This window comes from Butyrivibrio sp. (assembly GCF_017433805.1).
Classification (GTDB): Bacteria; Bacillota; Clostridia; order Lachnospirales; family Lachnospiraceae; genus Butyrivibrio.
The window spans coordinates 46,040-64,732 of the sequence record NZ_JAFRGN010000040.1 but is presented as its reverse complement, the minus strand read 5'-3'; the positions used below and the strand labels follow the sequence as shown (position 1 = coordinate 64,732).

The following is an 18,693-nucleotide window of genomic DNA, read 5'->3' as shown; positions in this document are numbered from 1 at the left end:
GTGAAATGGAAATATTAGAACAAGGCGAGCTTGTAAGCCTTAGAATGATCACAAGACAGGATACAGAGCTTGTTGTTAAGTGGCGCAACAACCCAAGAGTCAGAAATAATTTTGTATATAGAGAATTCTTTACTAAAGAGATTCACGAGAAATGGCTTGAGAATTCTGTGTTTACAGGTGCTGTAGTACAGATGATCATTATGGCTGGTGAGGATCACAAACCAGTTGGAAGCGTGTATTTCAAATATACCAAGGATGACAAGTCAGAAGCAGAGTACGGAATCTTTATAGGTGAAGATGATGCTATTGGAAAAGGCTATGGTAATGAAACGGCAAATTTGGCTGTTAAGTATGCCAGAGAAGAGCTTGGAATTAAGAGGCTGATACTCAGAGCCTTCTGTTATAACACTGCAGCTATCAAGAGCTATGAGAATGCTGGATTTGTTAAATTTCAGGATATGCCAGGTGTAGAGTGCAGTGATGGTCAAAAAAGTGATATGATACTCATGGAGAATTGTTTATAAATCGAAAGGTAAGATTTCAGATGGCAGATAAAAAGATAAGCTTTGTGATTCCCTGCTACAGATCAGAGAATACACTTGGCTCTGTAATAGAAGAGATAGACAGAACATTAGCAACAAGAAGTGATTATAGCCATGACATTATCCTCGTAAATGATGGATCACCAGATAATACCTGGGGAGCTATATGCAGCGAGGTTTCCAAGGCAGCAGATGGTCATATTCTTGGTATCAACTTTGCCAAGAACTTTGGACAGCATGCAGCTCTTATGGCTGGCCTCTACAGGGCAACAGGTGACTATGTTGTATGTCTTGATGATGATGGACAGACTCCTGCGGATGAGGTTTTCAAGCTGATAGATGCACTTGAAAACGGCGCAGATGTAGCTTATGCAAGATATGGTCACAAGCAGCACAATGTTTTCAGAAACTTCGGAACCTTCATGAATGAGTCCATGGCGACAGTAATGCTTGGTAAGCCCAAGGACCTGTTTGTATCCAGCTATTTTGCAGCAAGGAAGTTTGTTGTAGATGAGATGGTCAAATATGAGAGCTCTTATCCCTATGTTATTGGCCTGGTTCTCAGAACTACCAAGAACATCGTGAATGTCGATGTTAATCACAGAAAGCGTGAGGTTGGTCAGAGCGGATATACCTTCTCCAAGCTTCTCGGACTTTGGATAAACGGTTTTACCGCTTTTAGCATCAAGCCTCTTAGAATTGCTACTTTTTCCGGATTTTCATTTGCTGCGATTGGATTTATTTATGGCATATATACTGTCGTCAAGAAATTCGTCAATCCAGCAGTGCCAGTTGGTTTTTCAGCACTTATGAGCGCAGTTATCTTTATCGGGGGGATGCTGATGCTCATGCTGGGTATGATTGGCGAGTATCTGGGCAGAGTTTATATTTCTCAGAACAAGAATCCACAATATGTAATTCGTGAGACTACAGAAGATGGAAAAAAGTAATTTGGGGAAAACAAACCACATGAAAAACGATAGATTAGCCTGGCTTTTGTCAGGCTTATTTGGCGTTTTATCAGCTGTTTTTATTGTCTTTGGATATCAGCTTGAAAAGAGCGATAGCATAAATTTATCTGACCAGAACTCTCTTCTGGTACTGGCCCTGATGATCGCAGTTTTTGCCATAGACACCAAACATATCTGGGATAACTATACTCAGAGCTTTTATGGCAGAAAGTTTATGGGAACCTTCAGGCTTGAAAAGATTTTTGGAAAGGCTGCAGAACCAGTTAAAAAGAACGACTTTTTTGTTAACTGGATATTACTCATTGTACTGAATATGCCTGTATTTCTTGGCGTTTTTCCTGGCTTTTTTGTCTATGACGCTCAGGATGAGCTGATGGAGGTCATAACCAGAAGCTTTTCTACTCATCACCCGCTTCTTCACGTTCTTTTTCTAGGTGGAACGATTGCCCTCGTGCACAAATTAACAGGATCCTGGAATGTAGGAATCGCTACCTATGTTTTTATACAGATGCTGGTCATAACAGCGGTATTTGCTTATGTTATAACATTCATGAGAAAAAAAGGACTTAGACAGAAAGGAAAGCTTTTGTGGATCCTTTACTATGGCGTGTTCCCTACTATCGTCATGTTCACGCTTTGCTCCTGCAAGGATGGGCTTTTCTCAGCACTTCTTGTTCTTTTGACAGTTCTTTTGATAGAGCTTACTGAGGATTCAGAGGCTTTTCTGTCAAATAAGAGGAAAATAGCAACGTTTATCTGTGTGGCAACTCTTATGCCATGCTTTAGACACAATGGCTTTTATGCATATCTTGTGTTCATACCATTTGCTCTCATATATTTCAGAAAGCAGCTTAAGTCATTCCTGATACCAATGCTTGTAATTCCTGTAGTGCTGTATCTTATCATTTCGTCAGTACTGGCAGCAGCACTTGGATGTCAGGGCACGCATCACCAGGAAAAGCTCACTGTTCCTATCATGCAGATTGCAAGGGTTTATACCTATGACAGAGATAGCATGACACAGGAAGAAATAGCAACGTTAAAAGAGTATATCCCTGAAGAAAATCTTAATCTGTATACTGCGAGAGTATCAGATCTTGTGAAGGTTTCATTTAACAACGACAAATATGAGCAGGACTCAAACAGCTTTTGGAAGCTGTGGTTTTCTCTTTTGAAAAAGCATCCTATGACCTACATGAATGCATGGATGCTGACTTCTTATGGCTATTGGTATCCGGCTGCAAATATAAATGTCTATAAAGGAACGACAGTTTTCACATTTACCTATGACGAAAGCTCATATTTTGGCTATGAAGTGGAACAGCCAGGAGAGCGCACCAGCTTTATTCCGGCAATCGATGAGCTTTACAGATATATTTCAATTGGATCTTTTCATGATGATAATCTTGTTTTGTCGCTGCTTTTTGCGCCAGGACTTATGATAATTATTTTTATGTTCACGCTTTTGTATCGTATCTCGCAAAAAAACTACAAAAGAGTGCTACCTTTTGTGCCAGTTATGCTGACATGGCTTACAGTACTCCTTGGACCAACTTACCTGCCAAGATATGTGCTGTATCTGTGGACAGTTCTGCCTCTTTTGATGATCACAGGCTCTGTCACTGATTTGATTAAGAATAACAGGTATGATAATATTTAATGATGGCTTTTTGTGCCCTTTAATTACCAAGGACTTGAATATATGAGACAAATTATTAGTAAGAAAACGGCAATTTCAATAACGACAATACTGATCGCACTGGTTGCTATCCTGAGTGTTTTCCCACTTAGAGTGTGGACAACAGTGCAGGAGTATTCTGCTGGTGGAGAGCTCACGGAGTATTCTGGCGTTATCAACTACGAATATACTCTCAAGCAGAAATTTGTGAGTCAGTATGACAGACTTAGTAGTGTAGACGTTTATGTATCTGAAATGATAAATGGCAGATATATAGGCGTTTCTGTGTATGATGAAAACGCAGCTGAGATTCTGAGAACCTTTATAGATACAGATGGACTTACGCTTCCTGGTTTTGTAAATGTACCAATGGAGCTCAATCTTGAGGTTGGTAAAGAGTATTACGTAGGCCTTAATGGCTGCAGATCCAAGTATATTGTTGGCCTTGAGAATCTGACAGGAGAGGCTGGCTACGTTGGTGGACTCTTCTATAACTGGGAAGAGATTCCGGCAAGGCATATTTATGCCAGATACAATTACAGGATTCCTATGGCTAAGAGCATTTCCATGATAGTTATACTGGCTATTGCAGCTGCCTGTATCGTGATCCTGCTCTTTACAGAGCTGTTTTTCAAAAAGAATCCAGATAAGAACACATTATCAACTGGCGAAAGCGCACTTAGGGTTGTGGCTAATCCTATAGCTGCTGTGTGCTTTGCAAGTCTGATGATCATGGTATTTCCGCTCAGAGTATTTGATTCAAGAGTGGCGGATATAATTTTCTATGAAGCTGGTCTACTCATTGCAGCAGCAATGGTATTTTATGGTATTAACCACAAGGTTGTGAGTCATAGATTCGGAATATCCTTCTGGGATGGCATCAATAGCAAGAACAGGGTTATCTATGTCCTGCAGATGCTGATGATTGCCCTTGCAATCTGGCATGCCAACGACTATATGAATGGCCTGTATGACATTTTCCACACCTTATCTGAGAGAAGAATGGTGATCTGTCTGTTGCTTTTGATCATTTTGACCTTCTCCTTTAAGGATGTATTCAATCCGTTTAATTTCCTTTGGTTTGTGGCATCTGTGGCAGGTGGTCTTAACTACTACAGCGCCAATGCTGTCAGCCCTGAGGAAAAAGAGTTTGACCTCAAAAACATGGCTCTTAAGTATCTGATCATCATAGTGATACTTGCTGGTTTTATCGTGATCAATATCATCAGGTCAGCTTTGTCATGTATTGCTCATAATATTCGTAGCAACAAGAAGGTATTTGGTACAAGCTATCGCATTACTGTATTCGGATTTGTTCTGATACTTCTTTTTGCGATGCTGATCATCTTCAGAAATACCAGGACCTGGGGAATTTACCTGGCCCTTATATATGGCGGACTTTACTTTAGATTGTATTATTGGAAGGGCAAAAGAGACTGGTACAGGATATTGTCCGGTGGTCTCATGCTTAATTTTGCCATCTCTCTGGGATATTCCCTTTTATACAGATATTTCCCAGGATATGTAAGCGGAAGATTTGCCTTTATTTTCCACACAGTTACAGTAACTGCTGAGTATCTTACATTTATGGGTGCAGTTGCTACAGTAATGCTGGCGATCAAGGTTGTGGCATTCCCTAAGAGAATGCACTGCTGGGATCTGTTCAGAACAGCATGGAAGGAGCTGATTCTTTTTGGATGGATCATGGCGTATGCCATCTTTACAGTATCAAGAACAGCCTATGTGGCTATTTGTGCAGTTGTTCTTGCAGTTCTGCTGGTGGTTGTCAGCCAGTACAGGAAGCAGTTCTTCAGAATTGTTGCTGTTATGGTTGCTGCAGTTATTGTGTGCTTCCCTGCTGCATTTACACTTCAGAGGATTGTTCCTACAATAGTTTCACAGCCCGTGTTCTATGTAATTGACGATGCCGATGCAGGAATACGTGGAGGAGCATCTTGGGATAATCCTAACTTTATGTGTGTAGAGAGATTTGTTAATCTCTTTGGAACCAAGATTCTTGGCATAGATGCTGATGATTATTTCTATCCTGTTGACGTGTATAATTATGATGGCAACAGAAATCCTGTTTTGGATAACTATGGATATCCTTTAGAGAATTCTGTAGAAGAATATTATCAGCAGCAGGGCGCAGCTACTTTTGCCAGACCTGTCGGCGACTATCTTGTTGCTAATGGCTTTACGCGCGCTGAGTATCTTATGCTTATGGATACTCTAAATGGATATGTTGACCTCGATAACAGATTGGATGTTGTATCCAACGGCCGTATCACCATATTCAAGTCTTATCTTAAAGAGCTTAATATGTATGGGCATGAAGAGATGGGAGCAGAGCTTCCAAATGGGGAAATTGCAGTTCATGCGCATAATACTTATATTCAGGTTGCCTATGATAATGGTATTATCACGGGTGCTGTATTTGTTCTGCTGATACTCTCGGCTATTATCTCAGGTATCAGTATGTACAGGAGAAATAAGAATAACGATCCGCTTACACTTATTTCTTTTGCAATTACAATAGGTTTTGTTGTAGCAGGAATGACAGAGTGGGTGTTCCATTTATGTAACCCTATGACGGTTGCTCTGATGCTATCTTTTGCGGGGATGATCTTTAAGGAAAAAACTAATGAGTAAGAAAAAAGAACCTTTTAATTATCAAAAACTATATAGGCGAACTGGTCTTATCATCTACGATATAATCAGCATTATTTTTGCCAGTTATTTCGCTATTCTGATCAGATATGAGTTTAAGCTGGATGCGATTCCGGATCACTTCATGACTCCGGTAAACACCTTTTTGCCTATCAATATTTTACTGACATTCTGCGTATTCTATATCTTTAAACTGTATGACAGCCTTTGGGCATATGCAGGTGAAAGAGAAATGCAGAATCTGGTAATGGCCTGTGTTATTTCAGGTGTGATCAATGCAATAGGACTTCAGTTCTTTAAGTCCCAGTCACAGCCAGTTCCACAGAGCTATTATTTCCTGTATACCTTCATTCTGATCAGCATGATCTTTGTGAGCAGATTCTCCTATAGATTCCTGCGCAGTCAGAAGCACAGAGTAGAGAACAGGAACAACAGTAAGGCTGTTATGATAATCGGCGCTGGTGAAGCTGCCAACATTATCATCAAGGATATCATCACAAGTAATTACTCAACAATGTCCATCAAATGTATCATTGATGACGACTCCAATAAATGGGGCAAGTACATTCAGGGCATTAGAGTAGTTGGCGGTAGAGACAGAATCGTTGAATGTGCAGACCTCTACGACATAGATGAGATCATTGTTGCTATTCCTTCTGTATCAAGACCTGAACTTAGGAAGATTCTTGAAATCTGTAAGAATACTAACTGTAAGCTTCGTTCACTTCCAGGAATGTATCAGCTTGTAAACGGTGATGTTAATGTTTCAAGACTGAGAGACGTAGAAGTAGAAGACCTTCTGGGAAGAGATCCTATCGCAGTTGATATGGACCAGATTGCAGGTTATGTTCAAGGCAAGGTGGTCATGGTAACAGGTGGTGGTGGTTCTATTGGTTCAGAGCTCTGCAGACAGATTGCAGGACACAAGCCTAAGAGACTTATCATAGTAGATATTTATGAGAACAATGCATACGATATCCAGCAGGAGTTGATTCGCAAATATCCTGAAATGGATCTTGTAGTGCTTATTGCATCCGTTAGAAATACACTTCGTATCAACAACATTTTTGAAGAGTACAAACCAGACATTGTTTATCATGCTGCAGCTCACAAGCATGTTCCACTTATGGAGACAAGTCCTGGAGAAGCTATCAAAAACAATGTATTTGGAACCTGGAAGACTGCTATGGCAGCGGCCATGAACGGAACCAAGAAGTTTGTTTTGATCTCTACAGATAAGGCTGTTAACCCTACTAACGTAATGGGAGCCAGCAAGAGAATCTGCGAGATGATAGTACAGACCTTTAACAAGCACTATGACACAGAGTTTGTTGCTGTTAGATTCGGTAACGTACTTGGATCTAACGGATCAGTTATTCCTCTTTTTAAGAAGCAGATTGCTTCAGGTGGACCTGTAACAGTTACTGATCCTAATATCATCAGATATTTCATGACAATTACTGAGGCTGTATCACTGGTCCTTCAGGCAGGTGCCTATGCTAAGGGCGGAGAAATATTCGTTCTTGATATGGGTGAGCCGGTCAAGATCCTTGATCTTGCTGAGAATCTTATTAAGCTTTCTGGCTACAAGGTTGGAGAGGATATTAAGATTGAGTTTACCGGACTTCGTCCAGGTGAGAAGCTCTACGAGGAGATGCTCATGGATGAGGAAGGACTTCAGGATACTTCTAACAAGATGATACACATCGGTAAGCCTATCGAGATGGATGAGATGAAGTTCTTTTCCCAGCTTGAGAAGCTCAATGTAGCAGCCAAGGAAGAGGCTCCTAATATCAAGGAACTGGTTAAAGAGATAGTAGAGACTTACCACCCTGATGTTCACAGATATGTAATGACAAGAGACAGAAAAGAAGCGCTTGAAAAGACATCAGAAATGATAAATAGTGGTGCTGCACAATAAAGAGAAGTTTGAGGAGTTTTATTATGGAAATGAAGCCATTTGAGTCAAAGTTATATCTTTCATCACCTACAATGCATGGCGATGAGATCAAGTATATTCAGGAAGCCTATGATACTAACTGGATGTCCACAATTGGTGCCAATATCAATGAAGCAGAGAAGATGATCTGCCAGAAGGTTGGATGTAAGGATGCTGTAGCTCTTTCAGCTGGAACAGCTTCTCTTCACCTTGCTATCAAGCTTGCTGGTGAGAGGCTCTACGGACAGGCAAGGGTTGGCCATGGAACACTTGAGGGACACAAGGTTTTCTGCTCAGATATGACCTTTGATGCTACAGTTAATCCAATTGCCTACGAAGGTGGAAAAGCTGTATTCATCGATACAGAATATGAGACCTGGAACATGAATCCTAAGGCTCTTAAAAAGGCTTTTGAGATTTACCCAGAGGTTAAGCTTGTCGTAATAGCACACCTCTATGGAACACCTGGCAAGATGGACGAGATTCGCAATATCTGCAAGGAGCATGGTGCTCTTATTGTTGAGGACGCAGCAGAATCACTTGGTGCAACCTACAAGGGACAGCAGACAGGTATTCTTGGCGACTATGGCATTATTTCTTTTAACGGAAATAAGATCATTACTGGATCTGCAGGAGGTATGTTCCTGACAAACAATTTGGAAGATGCCCACAAGGTTCGTAAGTGGTCTACCCAGGCAAGAGAGGATGCTCCATGGTATCAGCACGAGGAGCTTGGATATAACTACCGTATGAGTAACGTAGTTGCTGGTGTAGTAAGAGGCCAGATTCCTTATCTTGATGAGCATATTGCTCAGAAAAAAGCTATCTATGAGCGCTACAAGGAAGGCTTCAAGGATCTTCCTGTGACAATGAATCCATACGATGAGAAGAATAGTGAGCCTAACTTCTGGCTTTCATGTATCCTCATCGACAAGGAAGCTATGTGCAAGCAGGTTCGCGGAGAGAGAGATGTTCTCTATGTATCTGAGCCTGGCAAGAGCTGCCCTACTGAGATTCTTGAAGAAATCGATAAGTACAATGCTGAAGGCAGACCAATCTGGAAGCCTATGCACATGCAGCCAGTATACAGAATGAATCCTTTCATCACAGAGAGTGGTAACGGAAGAGCTAGAAGTAACGCATATATCAACGAAGGTGCTGTTCCTGATATTGGAATGGATATCTTCGAAAGAGGCCTTTGCCTTCCAAGTGATAACAAGATGACTCCTGAGCAGCAGGATGTGATCATTGAGATAGTTAAGAGATGCTTTGCTTAATAAAATTACCGGATGAGGTGTTATGTACAAACATTTTTTTAAAAGACTATTTGATATAGTACTATCGCTCCTTGTCATAGTTCTTTTCTCATGGCTGTATATCATTCTGGCTATACTTGTCAGAACCAAGCTTGGAAGTCCGATCATTTTCAAGCAGCAGCGCCCTGGCAAGGATGAGAAGATATTTGGAATGTACAAGTTCAGGTCAATGACTGATGAGAAGGATGAGAATGGTAATCTTCTTCCTGATGAAGTGAGACTTACCTCTTTTGGCAAGAAGCTCAGGGCAACAAGCCTTGATGAGCTTCCTGAGTTTTTCAATATCCTCAAAGGGGATATGAGCTTTATCGGACCAAGACCACTTCTTGTCAAATACCTTCCTTACTACAACGATAGGGAGAGGCTTCGCCACAGCGTAAGACCAGGACTTACAGGTTATGCGCAGGCACATGGCAGAAATGCTATTTCCTGGGAAAAGAAATTTGAATACGACATATATTATGTTGAACATCTGACCTTTTTAACTGATGTTAAGGTTATAATAGATACTATAAAAACTGTTTTGTCACATGATGGAGTCGTGCTGAATGCACTTCCTGACTTTGATGAGTACAGAAAAGCGCAAAACAAATGATGAATATGACGCCCACATATAAACTTAATAGTGATGAGTTTGGCGCTCTTTATGTTAAAAGAGAGGACATGATTCCCTATTCCTTTGGTGGAAACAAGGCGAGGAAGGCTTTTCATTTCTTCCAGGATATAGATAAGGGCGATTATGACTATGTGGTGACCTATGGCAGCAGCCATTCCAATCACTGCAGGGTTGTGGCTAATATGGCCGCGGCCAGAGGTAAGAAATGTATAATCATTGGACCAGCTGAGGTTAGTGACAGCACCTATAATTCTGAGATGATGAAATTATTTGGCGCTGAGATCATCACTGTTCCAGTAGATCAGGTCAGTAGGACCATAGATGATAAGCTCGATGAGCTGAGAAAGCTTGGACATAACCCTTATTTTATCTTAGGTGGTGGTCATGGCAATATTGGCACTAGAGCTTATATTGCATGTTATCAGGAAATAAAAGAGTTCGAGAAAGCTAATAATATATTTTTTGACTATATCTTTTTTGCATCGGGAACTGGTACTACTCAGGCAGGGCTTGTATGTGGACAGCTCCTTGAGGGCGATGACAGGAAGATAATAGGAATCAGCATTGCCAGGAAGAATCCAAGAGGAAGAGATGTGGTGCTTGATAGCATCAGAGAGTATCTTGGACAGAAAGAGTTTGAGAGTGCTGGCATTTCAGAAGCGGATATTCAGGATAAGACCATATTCCTGGATGACTATACAGGTGATGGCTACGGTACTGACAGCATTGAGATTCAGGATGTGATTAAGAAATCACTTGTTATGTATGGAATGCCTCTGGATAGTACTTATACGGGCAAGGCTTTCCTTGGTATGGAGAAGTATATCAGACAGAATAATATTGCTGATAAGAACATATTATTTATACACACAGGCGGAACACCACTATTTTTTGATGACCTGAATAAATTCGGAGGTAAAGGATGAGCACAAATATACTTATTCTGAGTGCAGGAACAAGAAATAAGGTAGTACAGGCTTTCAGACATGAGCTTGCCAACAACGGAAATGTTGTAGCAACAGATTGTTCCAACATTGGACCGGCAATCTATGACGCTGATAAGGCTGTTATAGTTCCCAAGATCAAGGATCCATTTTATATCGATGAGATTCTGGGACTTTGTAGAAGAGAAAAGATTGACGGAGTATTTAGTCTTATTGATCCTGAGCTGTCTCTTCTTGCTGAGAATGCTGACAGATTTACTGAGATAGGTGTAACTCCTATAGTTTCATCCTATGAGCTGTGCGAAGTCAGCCTTGATAAATACAGAATGTACGAGATGCTTGTTAAGCTCGGAATTCCTACAGCTAAGTGCTATCTTTCCATCGAGGATTTTGAGAACGCCATGGCTGCAGGTGAGGTGGACTTCCCTGTTTTTGTTAAGCCTAGAAGAGGAAGTGCCTCAATCAATATAAATGCAGTAGAATCCAAAGAGATGCTGGTAGCTCTTTTCCATGATTATGATGATCTTATCATTCAGGAATATATGAGAGGCCAGGAGTATGGAGCTGACGTATATATCGATATGATCTCAGGCAAGTGTACATCTATTTTCCTCAAGGAAAAGATAAAGATGAGAGCCGGAGAGACAGATAAGTCAGTATCAGTTAAGGATGAGAATCTCTTTAAACAGATAGCTTCTTTTGTTGAGACTGTTGGCTACAGAGGAATGATAGATATCGACCTGTTCTATGACAATGCTACTGATACCTGGTACCTGTCAGAGGTCAATCCGAGATTTGGAGGCGGTTATCCACATGCCTATGCCTGCGGAGTCAACTTCCCAAGACAGATTATCAATAACCTCAAGGGAATTGAAAATCCTGTCAATATCGGAGATTATCAGGAAGGCATATATATGATGAAATACAATGAGCTTTGCATTATGCCTGAAGAGAAGCTGATCAAAAAAGAATTATAAGGATGATAGTTATGCCTAAGGCACTGATTCTGGCAAATTCATCAAGCGGTCTTTATGACTTTCGAAATGAACTTTTGCTGAGACTATTAGAGGAAGGCTATGAAGTAGTAATAAGCCTTCCTGATGATTTAAAAAATAAAGAACTTACTGCAGAAGGCTGCAGGGTTGAGCACACAGATATTAACAGACGCGGAGTCAATCCTGTACAGGATATGGCTCTTTTCCGTTCTTATAAGAGGCTTATTAAGCGTGAGAAACCTGACATTGTTCTTACCTACACCATTAAGCCTAATATTTATGGCGGATTCGCCTGCAGACTGTTAAAGGTTCCATATCTTTCAACAATTACAGGACTTGGTTCAACCTTTGAAAGAGGAGGAATGCTTCTGAAACTGATAGTGACCATGTACAAGGTTTCACTTAAGAAGTGCAGATGCCTCTTTTTCCAGAACGATACCAATAGAAAGATATTTGAACAAAATGGTATCAGAGCCCAAAAGCATGTCACAGTAAGTGGTTCTGGTGTCAATCTGGATAAGCACAGCTTTGAAGAATATCCTGGGCACAAGGATGACATTACAAGGTTCCTATACATAGGAAGACTCATGAAGGAGAAGGGAACTGAGGAATATCTTTATGCTGCAGAGAAGCTTCATGAGAAATATGGCGACAAGATTGCATTTTCAGCAGTTGGATACTTTGAGGATGATTTTGAAGACAGAGTTAAGGCTGCTGAGAAGGCCGGATATCTCAAGATGATTCCTTATCAGAAGGATATCCACCCATATATGAGGGAAGCTGATGCGATAGTACATCCATCCTATCACGAGGGAATGTCCAATGTACTGATGGAGGCTGCTGCTACTGGAAGACCAGTTATTGCTTCAGATATCAGCGGATGCAGGGAAGTTGTCAACAGAGATGTGTCAGGCTTTTTATTCAAGTCAAGGGACAAGGAAGCTCTCTATGAAGCGTTGGACAGATTTATGTCGCTGGATATTTTGAGCAGACAAAAGATGGGTCTTGCCGGACGTAAATGGGTAGAAGAGCATTTTGACAGAAATGCGGTTGTTAATGCATATATGCAGGAAATTTGACATACGTAGTATAATATTGGAGTATGTGAAAAAAGACACTTTTATTTCGGAGGAAATATTATGAGTTTATATGAAAAGCTCCTTGCTGGAGAAGAGAAGCTGTCATTAGTTGGTCTTGGCTACGTTGGTATGCCTATTGCTGTAGCTTATGCCAAGAAGATCAAGGTAGTAGGTTATGATTTCAATGCTGCCAAGGTTGACATGTACAAGAGAGGAATCGACCCAACAAGAGAAGTTGGTGATGATGCTATCAAGGAGACAACTGTAGAGTTTACAGCAGATCCTGAGAAGCTTAAGGAGTGTAAATTCCACGTTGTAGCAGTTCCTACACCTGTTAATGACGATCATACTCCTGATCTTTCACCAGTTGAGGGAGCAAGCCATACCCTTGGTAAGTACCTTACAAAGGGATCAATCGTAGTATACGAGTCAACAGTATATCCTGGTGTTACTGAGGATGTATGCGTTCCTATCCTTGAGCAGGAGTCAGGCCTTAAGTGTGGCGTAGACTTCAAAGTTGGATATTCACCAGAGCGTATCAACCCAGGTGACAAGGTACACAGACTTGATACAATTACCAAGATTGTTTCTGGTATGGATGAAGAGACTCTTGAAGAGGTTGCAAATGTTTACAGTCTTGTAGCACTTGCAGGCGTATATAAGGCTCAGTCAATCAAGGTTGCTGAGGCTGCCAAGGTTATCGAGAACTCACAGCGTGATATCAATATCGCTTTCATGAACGAGCTTTCAATCATCTTCAACAAGATGGGAATCGACACAAAGAGCGTTCTCGAGGCAGCTGGAACAAAGTGGAACTTCCTTCCATTCAGACCAGGTCTTGTAGGTGGACACTGTATCGGTGTTGATCCTTATTACCTTACATACAAGGCTGAGGAGCTTGGATATCACTCACAGATCATTCTCTCAGGTCGTCGTATCAATGATGACATGGGTAAGTATATTGCAGAGGCATGCGTTAAGAGACTTATTGCAGCAGATGTAGCTGTTAAGAATGCTAAGGTAGCAATCCTCGGATTCACATTCAAGGAAAACTGCCCAGATACACGTAATACCAAGATCATCGACATCTACAATGAGCTCGGTGAGTATGGAATCAAGCCAGTAGTAGTTGATCCTCAGGCAGATTCAGATGAGGCTAAGAGACTTTACGGCATTGAATTCGATTCACTTGATGACGTTAAGGATATGGATGCAGTTATCATGGCTGTTGCTCATGAGGACTTCAAGGACTACAAGCCTGCAGATATTGCTAAGTTCTTTAACAAGGACAACAAGGTTAAGGTATTCATGGATCTTAAGGGAATGTACAACCTTGAGGATTACAAGGCTCCTGAGTTCGACTATTGGAGATTGTAATATGATATAAGGATTCAAAGTCATGAAAATTTCATGCTTGCATGATAATTTTTATGACCATGAAGACTGAACAAACATGAGAAAAAAAGAAATGCGAATGAAATGAGTATTTCGATTTTCGAATGTTTGCAGCATGACGAGAACGAAGTGGAGTCATGCGTATATCATATGTGTTTTAAGGAGAATTACAATGGGTTTTAGAGATTTAAAATTTCCGGAAGGCTCTGTCTTCCTTGTAACTGGCGGAGCTGGCTTTATCGGTTCCAATATATGTGAGGCTCTTCTTGAGATGGGCTATACAGTAAGATGTTTGGATAACCTCTCAACAGGACATATTGAGAATATTCAGCCTTTCATGAGCAATCCTAATTTCACATTCATCGAGAAGGACATCAGAGATCTTGATGCATGTATGGAAGCTACTAAGGGCGTTGACTATGTTCTTAATGAAGCAGCCTGGGGAAGTGTTCCTAGAAGTATCGAGATGCCTCTTTTGTACGAGGAGATCAATATCAGAGGAACTCTTAACATGATGGAAGCATCAAGACAGAACGGAGTTAAGAAGTTCGTATATGCTTCAAGCTCATCTGTTTATGGAGATTCTACTGTTCTTCCTAAGAAGGAAGGCCAGGAAGGAAATGTTCTTTCACCATATGCTCTTACCAAGAAGACTGATGAGGAGTACGGTAAGCTTTACAAGAAGCTCTATGGTCTTGATACCTATGGACTTAGATACTTCAATGTAGTCGGTAGAAGACAGGATCCTAATGGTGCATATGCAGCCGTTATTCCTAAGTTCCTTCGTCAGCTCATGAATGGCGAGACACCAACTATCAATGGCGATGGTAAGCAGTCAAGAGACTTTACATACGTTGATAATGTTATCGAAGGTAACCTTCGCGCATGCCTTGCTTCTTCTGAGGCAGCTGGTGAAGCTTACAATATCGGTGCAGGCGGAAGAGAATTCCTTATAGATGTATATCATCATCTTACAGGCGCACTTGGAATGGACGTAGAGCCAATCTTTGGACCACCTCGTGCTGGTGATATCAGAGATTCTAATGCTGATATTTCCAAGGCTAGACAGAATCTTGGCTATGACCCATCTTATGATTTCAAGGCTGGAATTGAACTGGCCATTGAATGGTATAAAGAGAATTTATGAAGATAACTATTAGAATGGATGACATCACACCAGATATGGACTTTGAAAAGTTCTACAAATTCAAGGCGATTCTGGACAAGCATGGAATCAAACCCTTGATAGGTGTGGTGCCTGATAATCAGGATAAGAAATTAAAAAAGAGTGCACCCAGAGAGGACTTCTGGGAGTACATCAGAGGCCTCCAGCAGCAAGGCTGGGTAGTAGCCATGCATGGATATAATCATGTATATACTACCAGGGAACCTGGAATGTTTCCTATTGGAGACAAGTCAGAGTTTGCAGGCGTTCCTTATCCCAGACAGGATGAGATGATCAGAGAGGGAAAGCGCATCTTAAAGAGTCATGGAATCATCACAGACTTCTTTATGGCGCCATCACACTCTTTTGACAAGAACACTCTGAAAGCTCTTAAGGTAAATGGTTTTTACAGGATTACTGATGGATTTGGAATCCACCCATATGAAAGGGAAGGAATGATTTTTTATCCTATTTCTATCAGCAAATCCAAGACTCTTTCCAGCAAGGAAGAGGGAATCGTGACATTTGTATACCATGCAGCAACCATGTCCAACAGGGATTTTGATAATCTAGATAAACTGTTTGACAGAGCAGATGTGGTATCCTATGACGAATTTTTGCATTACGATGCTAAAATGCGTGGGCTTAAGGAAGAAGCCCAGGAATATATGACTGCCAAGGCTAAATATCTTGCAGTCAGATTAAAGAGGAACCTTTCTAAGAAATAAGGGTGGATCATATGGAATACGGGTATGGACAAATACGTATACTCCACGTATTAGGGGGACTTGGCGTTGGTGGAGCAGAGTGCCGTATCATTGATCTCTATCGCAATATGGACAGGGACAAGATACAATTTGATTTCCTAGTACACTACTCGCCAGAAAAAACAGGTAAAAAAAGTCCGACTTCTGATGAACTTATGGCAGTCAGGGAGCCGGACTATTTTGATAATAGCGTTAAAAAGTTGGGAGGCAGAATTTTCTGCGTCCCTAAGTTTGTTGGAACAAATCTTGTAGAATATAAAGCTGCACTTAAGAGGGTGTTCAAGGAGCATCAGGGCGAATGGAAGATGGTTCAGGGACACATGACAAGTACTGCAGCTATTTATCTTCCTATTGCCAGAAAGTCTGGAATTCCAATCTGTATTGCTCATGCCAGAAGCGCAGGAGTAGATAATGGTGTCAAAGGAATTGCCACCAAGATCTTCAGGGCACCTCTTCAGAGAGAAGGACTTACTGATTATAACTTCGCGTGCTCAAGAGAAGCTGGAATATCAGTATTTGGCAAGGATATGGTCAATGCAGGCAATGTAAGGATAATTCCTAACGCAATTGATCTGGGCCACTTTGCTTATAACGAGGCTGTCAGAGACAAGATAAGAAAAGAGCTTGGAGTTAGCAATGCGCTGGTTATTGGACATGTTGGAAGCTTTAGATATGCCAAGAACCATGAGTTCCTTCTTAATGTCTTTGCGCAGGTATGCAGGATCCTTGATAATGATGATCTTAACCAGTACAGTATGCTTCATGGCATGCGAGTAAGGCTTTTGATGCTGGGTAAGGGACCTTTATTTGATGATATGAAGAAGCTTGCTGACAGGCTTCACATATATGACCGTTGTATCTTTGCAGGAAATAAGAGTAATGCCAGTGAGTATTACCAGGCTATGGACTATTTCTGCTTCCCTTCCAGATATGAGGGACTTCCAGGAAGCGTTGTAGAAGCTCAGGCAGCAGGACTTCAGTGTCTTGTGTCAGATGCTGTCACTCCGGAAGTAAATGCGACAGAGCTTGTATCTATGCGCAGTATCAACTCAGAGCCAAGAGACTGGGCAAGGAAGATATTGGACGATCTTCTTTTCCATGAGGATTATCACAGCGATGCTCTTCAGGAAGAGATCAAGCTCAATAAGACACTTACAGCTATAGCAGGTGAGAGACCGGAGAGTATATTTGAAACAGAGGATATGCCTGACTTTGACCTTCTTGATGAAGGAACTGGCTTTGAAAAGGTCAATGTTCCCAAGGCAGAAAGAGAACTGCACAGAGCCATTGAGTATTCAATCGGTGACCGTTCTCAGTCATCTGACTATATACAGAATAAGTTGAGAGCAGCAGGCTTTGATGTAAAAGCTCAGGCCAAATTAATGGGCTTTTTCTATGAAAGAGGACATTTTTAATGGATGCCACCAAAAAGAATCTGATGCTCATGGTGCCCATGCTCCATCAGGGCGGTTTTGAGCGAGTATGTGTAGCTACTGCGAGACTGATGCAGCAGTATTATAACGTATATGTTCTTATCTTCAGCTCTAAGGATATCAATTATGATATTACAGGGCTTAATATTGTGGACATAGATGTGCCTGCCAAGAAAGGCATTGTCAACAAGGTTACTAACATATTGAGGCGTATAGCCAAGGTTAAACAGAAAAAGAAAGAGCTTAAAATAGATATTTCCTATAGCTTTGGAAGCTCAGCCAATTATGTGAATGTTCTGTCCAGAGGAAAAGAAAAGGTTCTGACAGGACTGAGGTGTCAGACTGATATGGAAAGACCAGATCAGGTTAAGCTCTTTTGCAAAAAGTCTGATCAGGTTTTGTCCTGCTCAAGAGAAATCATGAGACAGCTCTTAGATGACTATGGCTACGATAAGAGTTCTTTTATCTACAATCCACTTGATGTGATAGATGTAGAGAAAAAGGCCAGCGAAGAAGTTTCAGATTACCCATTTGAAGGACAGGACGTTAAGGTCATTGCTACAATGGGCAGAAATGATTACATAAAGGGAATGTGGCATCTGCTTAAGGCTTTTTCACTTGTGTATAAAAAGCATCCTGAGGCAAGACTTATTGTACTTGGGGCAGGAGACTGGAGCGCTTATGAAGAGCTTGCCAAAAAGCTTGGAGTAGAAGGTAAAGCGCAGTTTCCAGGTGTAAGGAAGAATCCATTTCCATATGTGGCTCTTGGAGATATCTATGTATGCAGCTCCAATCATGAGGGCTTTCCTAATGCCGTACTTGAGGCTATGGCTATGGAGATGCCGGTTATCTCAGCGGATTGTAAGACAGGACCAAGAGAGATTCTTCTTTCAGATGAGGAATATAACAAGCTCCTTTCTGAGAAACCAGATGGAGCATCAACAGATGTTACTATAGAAGGAGAGTATGGCGTTCTTGTACCTGATATGGACGAGAATGTGGATATGGATCCGGATCATATTACTGATGGCGAGAGAGTCCTTGCTGATGCCATCTGCAGCTTACTTGAGAGGGGCGACAAGCGAGAGTATTATAGTAGTAAGGCGTATGAGCGAGCATTACTATATACTCCTGATAAATACAGAGACAGTATCCATGAGATACTCAGAAGGTATGAATAGGA

15 protein-coding genes are annotated in these 18,693 nt (G+C 41.2%); all 15 read left to right on the top strand.

Annotated elements, in window-relative coordinates:
• The first annotated feature begins 5 nt into the window (after positions 1 to 5).
• The 15 genes from IJI01_RS10475 to IJI01_RS10405 all read left to right on the top strand — a co-directional run bounded on the left by IJI01_RS10475 (position 6) and on the right by IJI01_RS10405 (position 18,691).
• Positions 6 to 524 carry a GNAT family N-acetyltransferase gene (locus IJI01_RS10475; protein ID WP_292189827.1) on the top strand — a complete coding sequence of 173 codons (519 nt, stop codon included), beginning with the start codon at positions 6 to 8 and terminating at the stop codon, positions 522 to 524.
• A gap of 20 nt (positions 525 to 544) precedes the next feature.
• The gene (locus IJI01_RS10470; RefSeq protein ID WP_292189824.1) at positions 545 to 1,492 is read left to right on the top strand and encodes a glycosyltransferase family 2 protein; all 948 of its coding nucleotides are present in this window, start codon (positions 545 to 547) and stop codon (positions 1,490 to 1,492) included.
• A 19-nt stretch (positions 1,493 to 1,511) separates the two neighbouring features.
• Positions 1,512 to 3,173 (top strand): DUF6020 family protein, encoded by a 1,662-nt coding sequence (locus tag IJI01_RS10465; protein ID WP_292189821.1) that lies wholly within the window; start codon positions 1,512 to 1,514, stop codon positions 3,171 to 3,173.
• Between the two features lie 42 nt (positions 3,174 to 3,215).
• Positions 3,216 to 5,843, top strand: coding sequence for an O-antigen ligase family protein (locus tag IJI01_RS10460; protein WP_292189820.1), 2,628 nt, complete (start codon positions 3,216 to 3,218; stop codon positions 5,841 to 5,843).
• Positions 5,836 to 7,782, top strand: a complete 1,947-nt coding sequence (locus tag IJI01_RS10455) for a polysaccharide biosynthesis protein (protein ID WP_292189818.1) — start codon at positions 5,836 to 5,838, stop codon at positions 7,780 to 7,782. The genes IJI01_RS10460 and IJI01_RS10455 overlap by 8 nt, the downstream gene beginning before the upstream one ends.
• A gap of 23 nt (positions 7,783 to 7,805) precedes the next feature.
• Positions 7,806 to 9,077 carry a DegT/DnrJ/EryC1/StrS family aminotransferase gene (locus tag IJI01_RS10450; RefSeq protein WP_292189815.1) on the top strand — a complete coding sequence of 424 codons (1,272 nt, stop codon included), beginning with the start codon at positions 7,806 to 7,808 and terminating at the stop codon, positions 9,075 to 9,077.
• 22 nt (positions 9,078 to 9,099) lie between these two features.
• Positions 9,100 to 9,711 carry a sugar transferase gene (locus tag IJI01_RS10445; RefSeq protein WP_292189812.1) on the top strand — a complete coding sequence of 204 codons (612 nt, stop codon included), beginning with the start codon at positions 9,100 to 9,102 and terminating at the stop codon, positions 9,709 to 9,711.
• Complete coding sequence (locus tag IJI01_RS10440) at positions 9,708 to 10,658, top strand: 1-aminocyclopropane-1-carboxylate deaminase/D-cysteine desulfhydrase (protein ID WP_292189809.1); 951 nt, start codon at positions 9,708 to 9,710, stop codon at positions 10,656 to 10,658. Before IJI01_RS10445 ends, IJI01_RS10440 begins: the two co-directional genes overlap by 4 nt.
• Positions 10,655 to 11,653 (top strand): ATP-grasp domain-containing protein, encoded by a 999-nt coding sequence (locus tag IJI01_RS10435; protein WP_292189806.1) that lies wholly within the window; start codon positions 10,655 to 10,657, stop codon positions 11,651 to 11,653. The genes IJI01_RS10440 and IJI01_RS10435 overlap by 4 nt, the downstream gene beginning before the upstream one ends.
• 11 nt (positions 11,654 to 11,664) lie before the next feature.
• A complete protein-coding gene (locus IJI01_RS10430; protein WP_292189804.1) occupies positions 11,665 to 12,750 on the top strand; it encodes a glycosyltransferase family 4 protein in 1,086 nt (361 codons plus the stop codon).
• A gap of 60 nt (positions 12,751 to 12,810) precedes the next feature.
• Entirely contained in the window at positions 12,811 to 14,127 is a 1,317-nt protein-coding gene (locus tag IJI01_RS10425) for a nucleotide sugar dehydrogenase (protein ID WP_292189802.1), read from the top strand.
• A 190-nt stretch (positions 14,128 to 14,317) separates the two neighbouring features.
• Entirely contained in the window at positions 14,318 to 15,292 is a 975-nt protein-coding gene (locus IJI01_RS10420; RefSeq protein ID WP_292189799.1) for an SDR family oxidoreductase, read from the top strand.
• Positions 15,289 to 16,038, top strand: coding sequence for a DUF2334 domain-containing protein (locus tag IJI01_RS10415; RefSeq protein ID WP_292189796.1), 750 nt, complete (start codon positions 15,289 to 15,291; stop codon positions 16,036 to 16,038). The genes IJI01_RS10420 and IJI01_RS10415 overlap by 4 nt, the downstream gene beginning before the upstream one ends.
• A gap of 11 nt (positions 16,039 to 16,049) precedes the next feature.
• Positions 16,050 to 17,492 (top strand): glycosyltransferase, encoded by a 1,443-nt coding sequence (locus tag IJI01_RS10410; protein ID WP_292189793.1) that lies wholly within the window; start codon positions 16,050 to 16,052, stop codon positions 17,490 to 17,492.
• Positions 17,492 to 18,691 carry a glycosyltransferase gene (locus IJI01_RS10405; protein ID WP_292189790.1) on the top strand — a complete coding sequence of 400 codons (1,200 nt, stop codon included), beginning with the start codon at positions 17,492 to 17,494 and terminating at the stop codon, positions 18,689 to 18,691. The genes IJI01_RS10410 and IJI01_RS10405 overlap by 1 nt, the downstream gene beginning before the upstream one ends.
• Positions 18,692 to 18,693 lie beyond the last annotated feature (2 nt).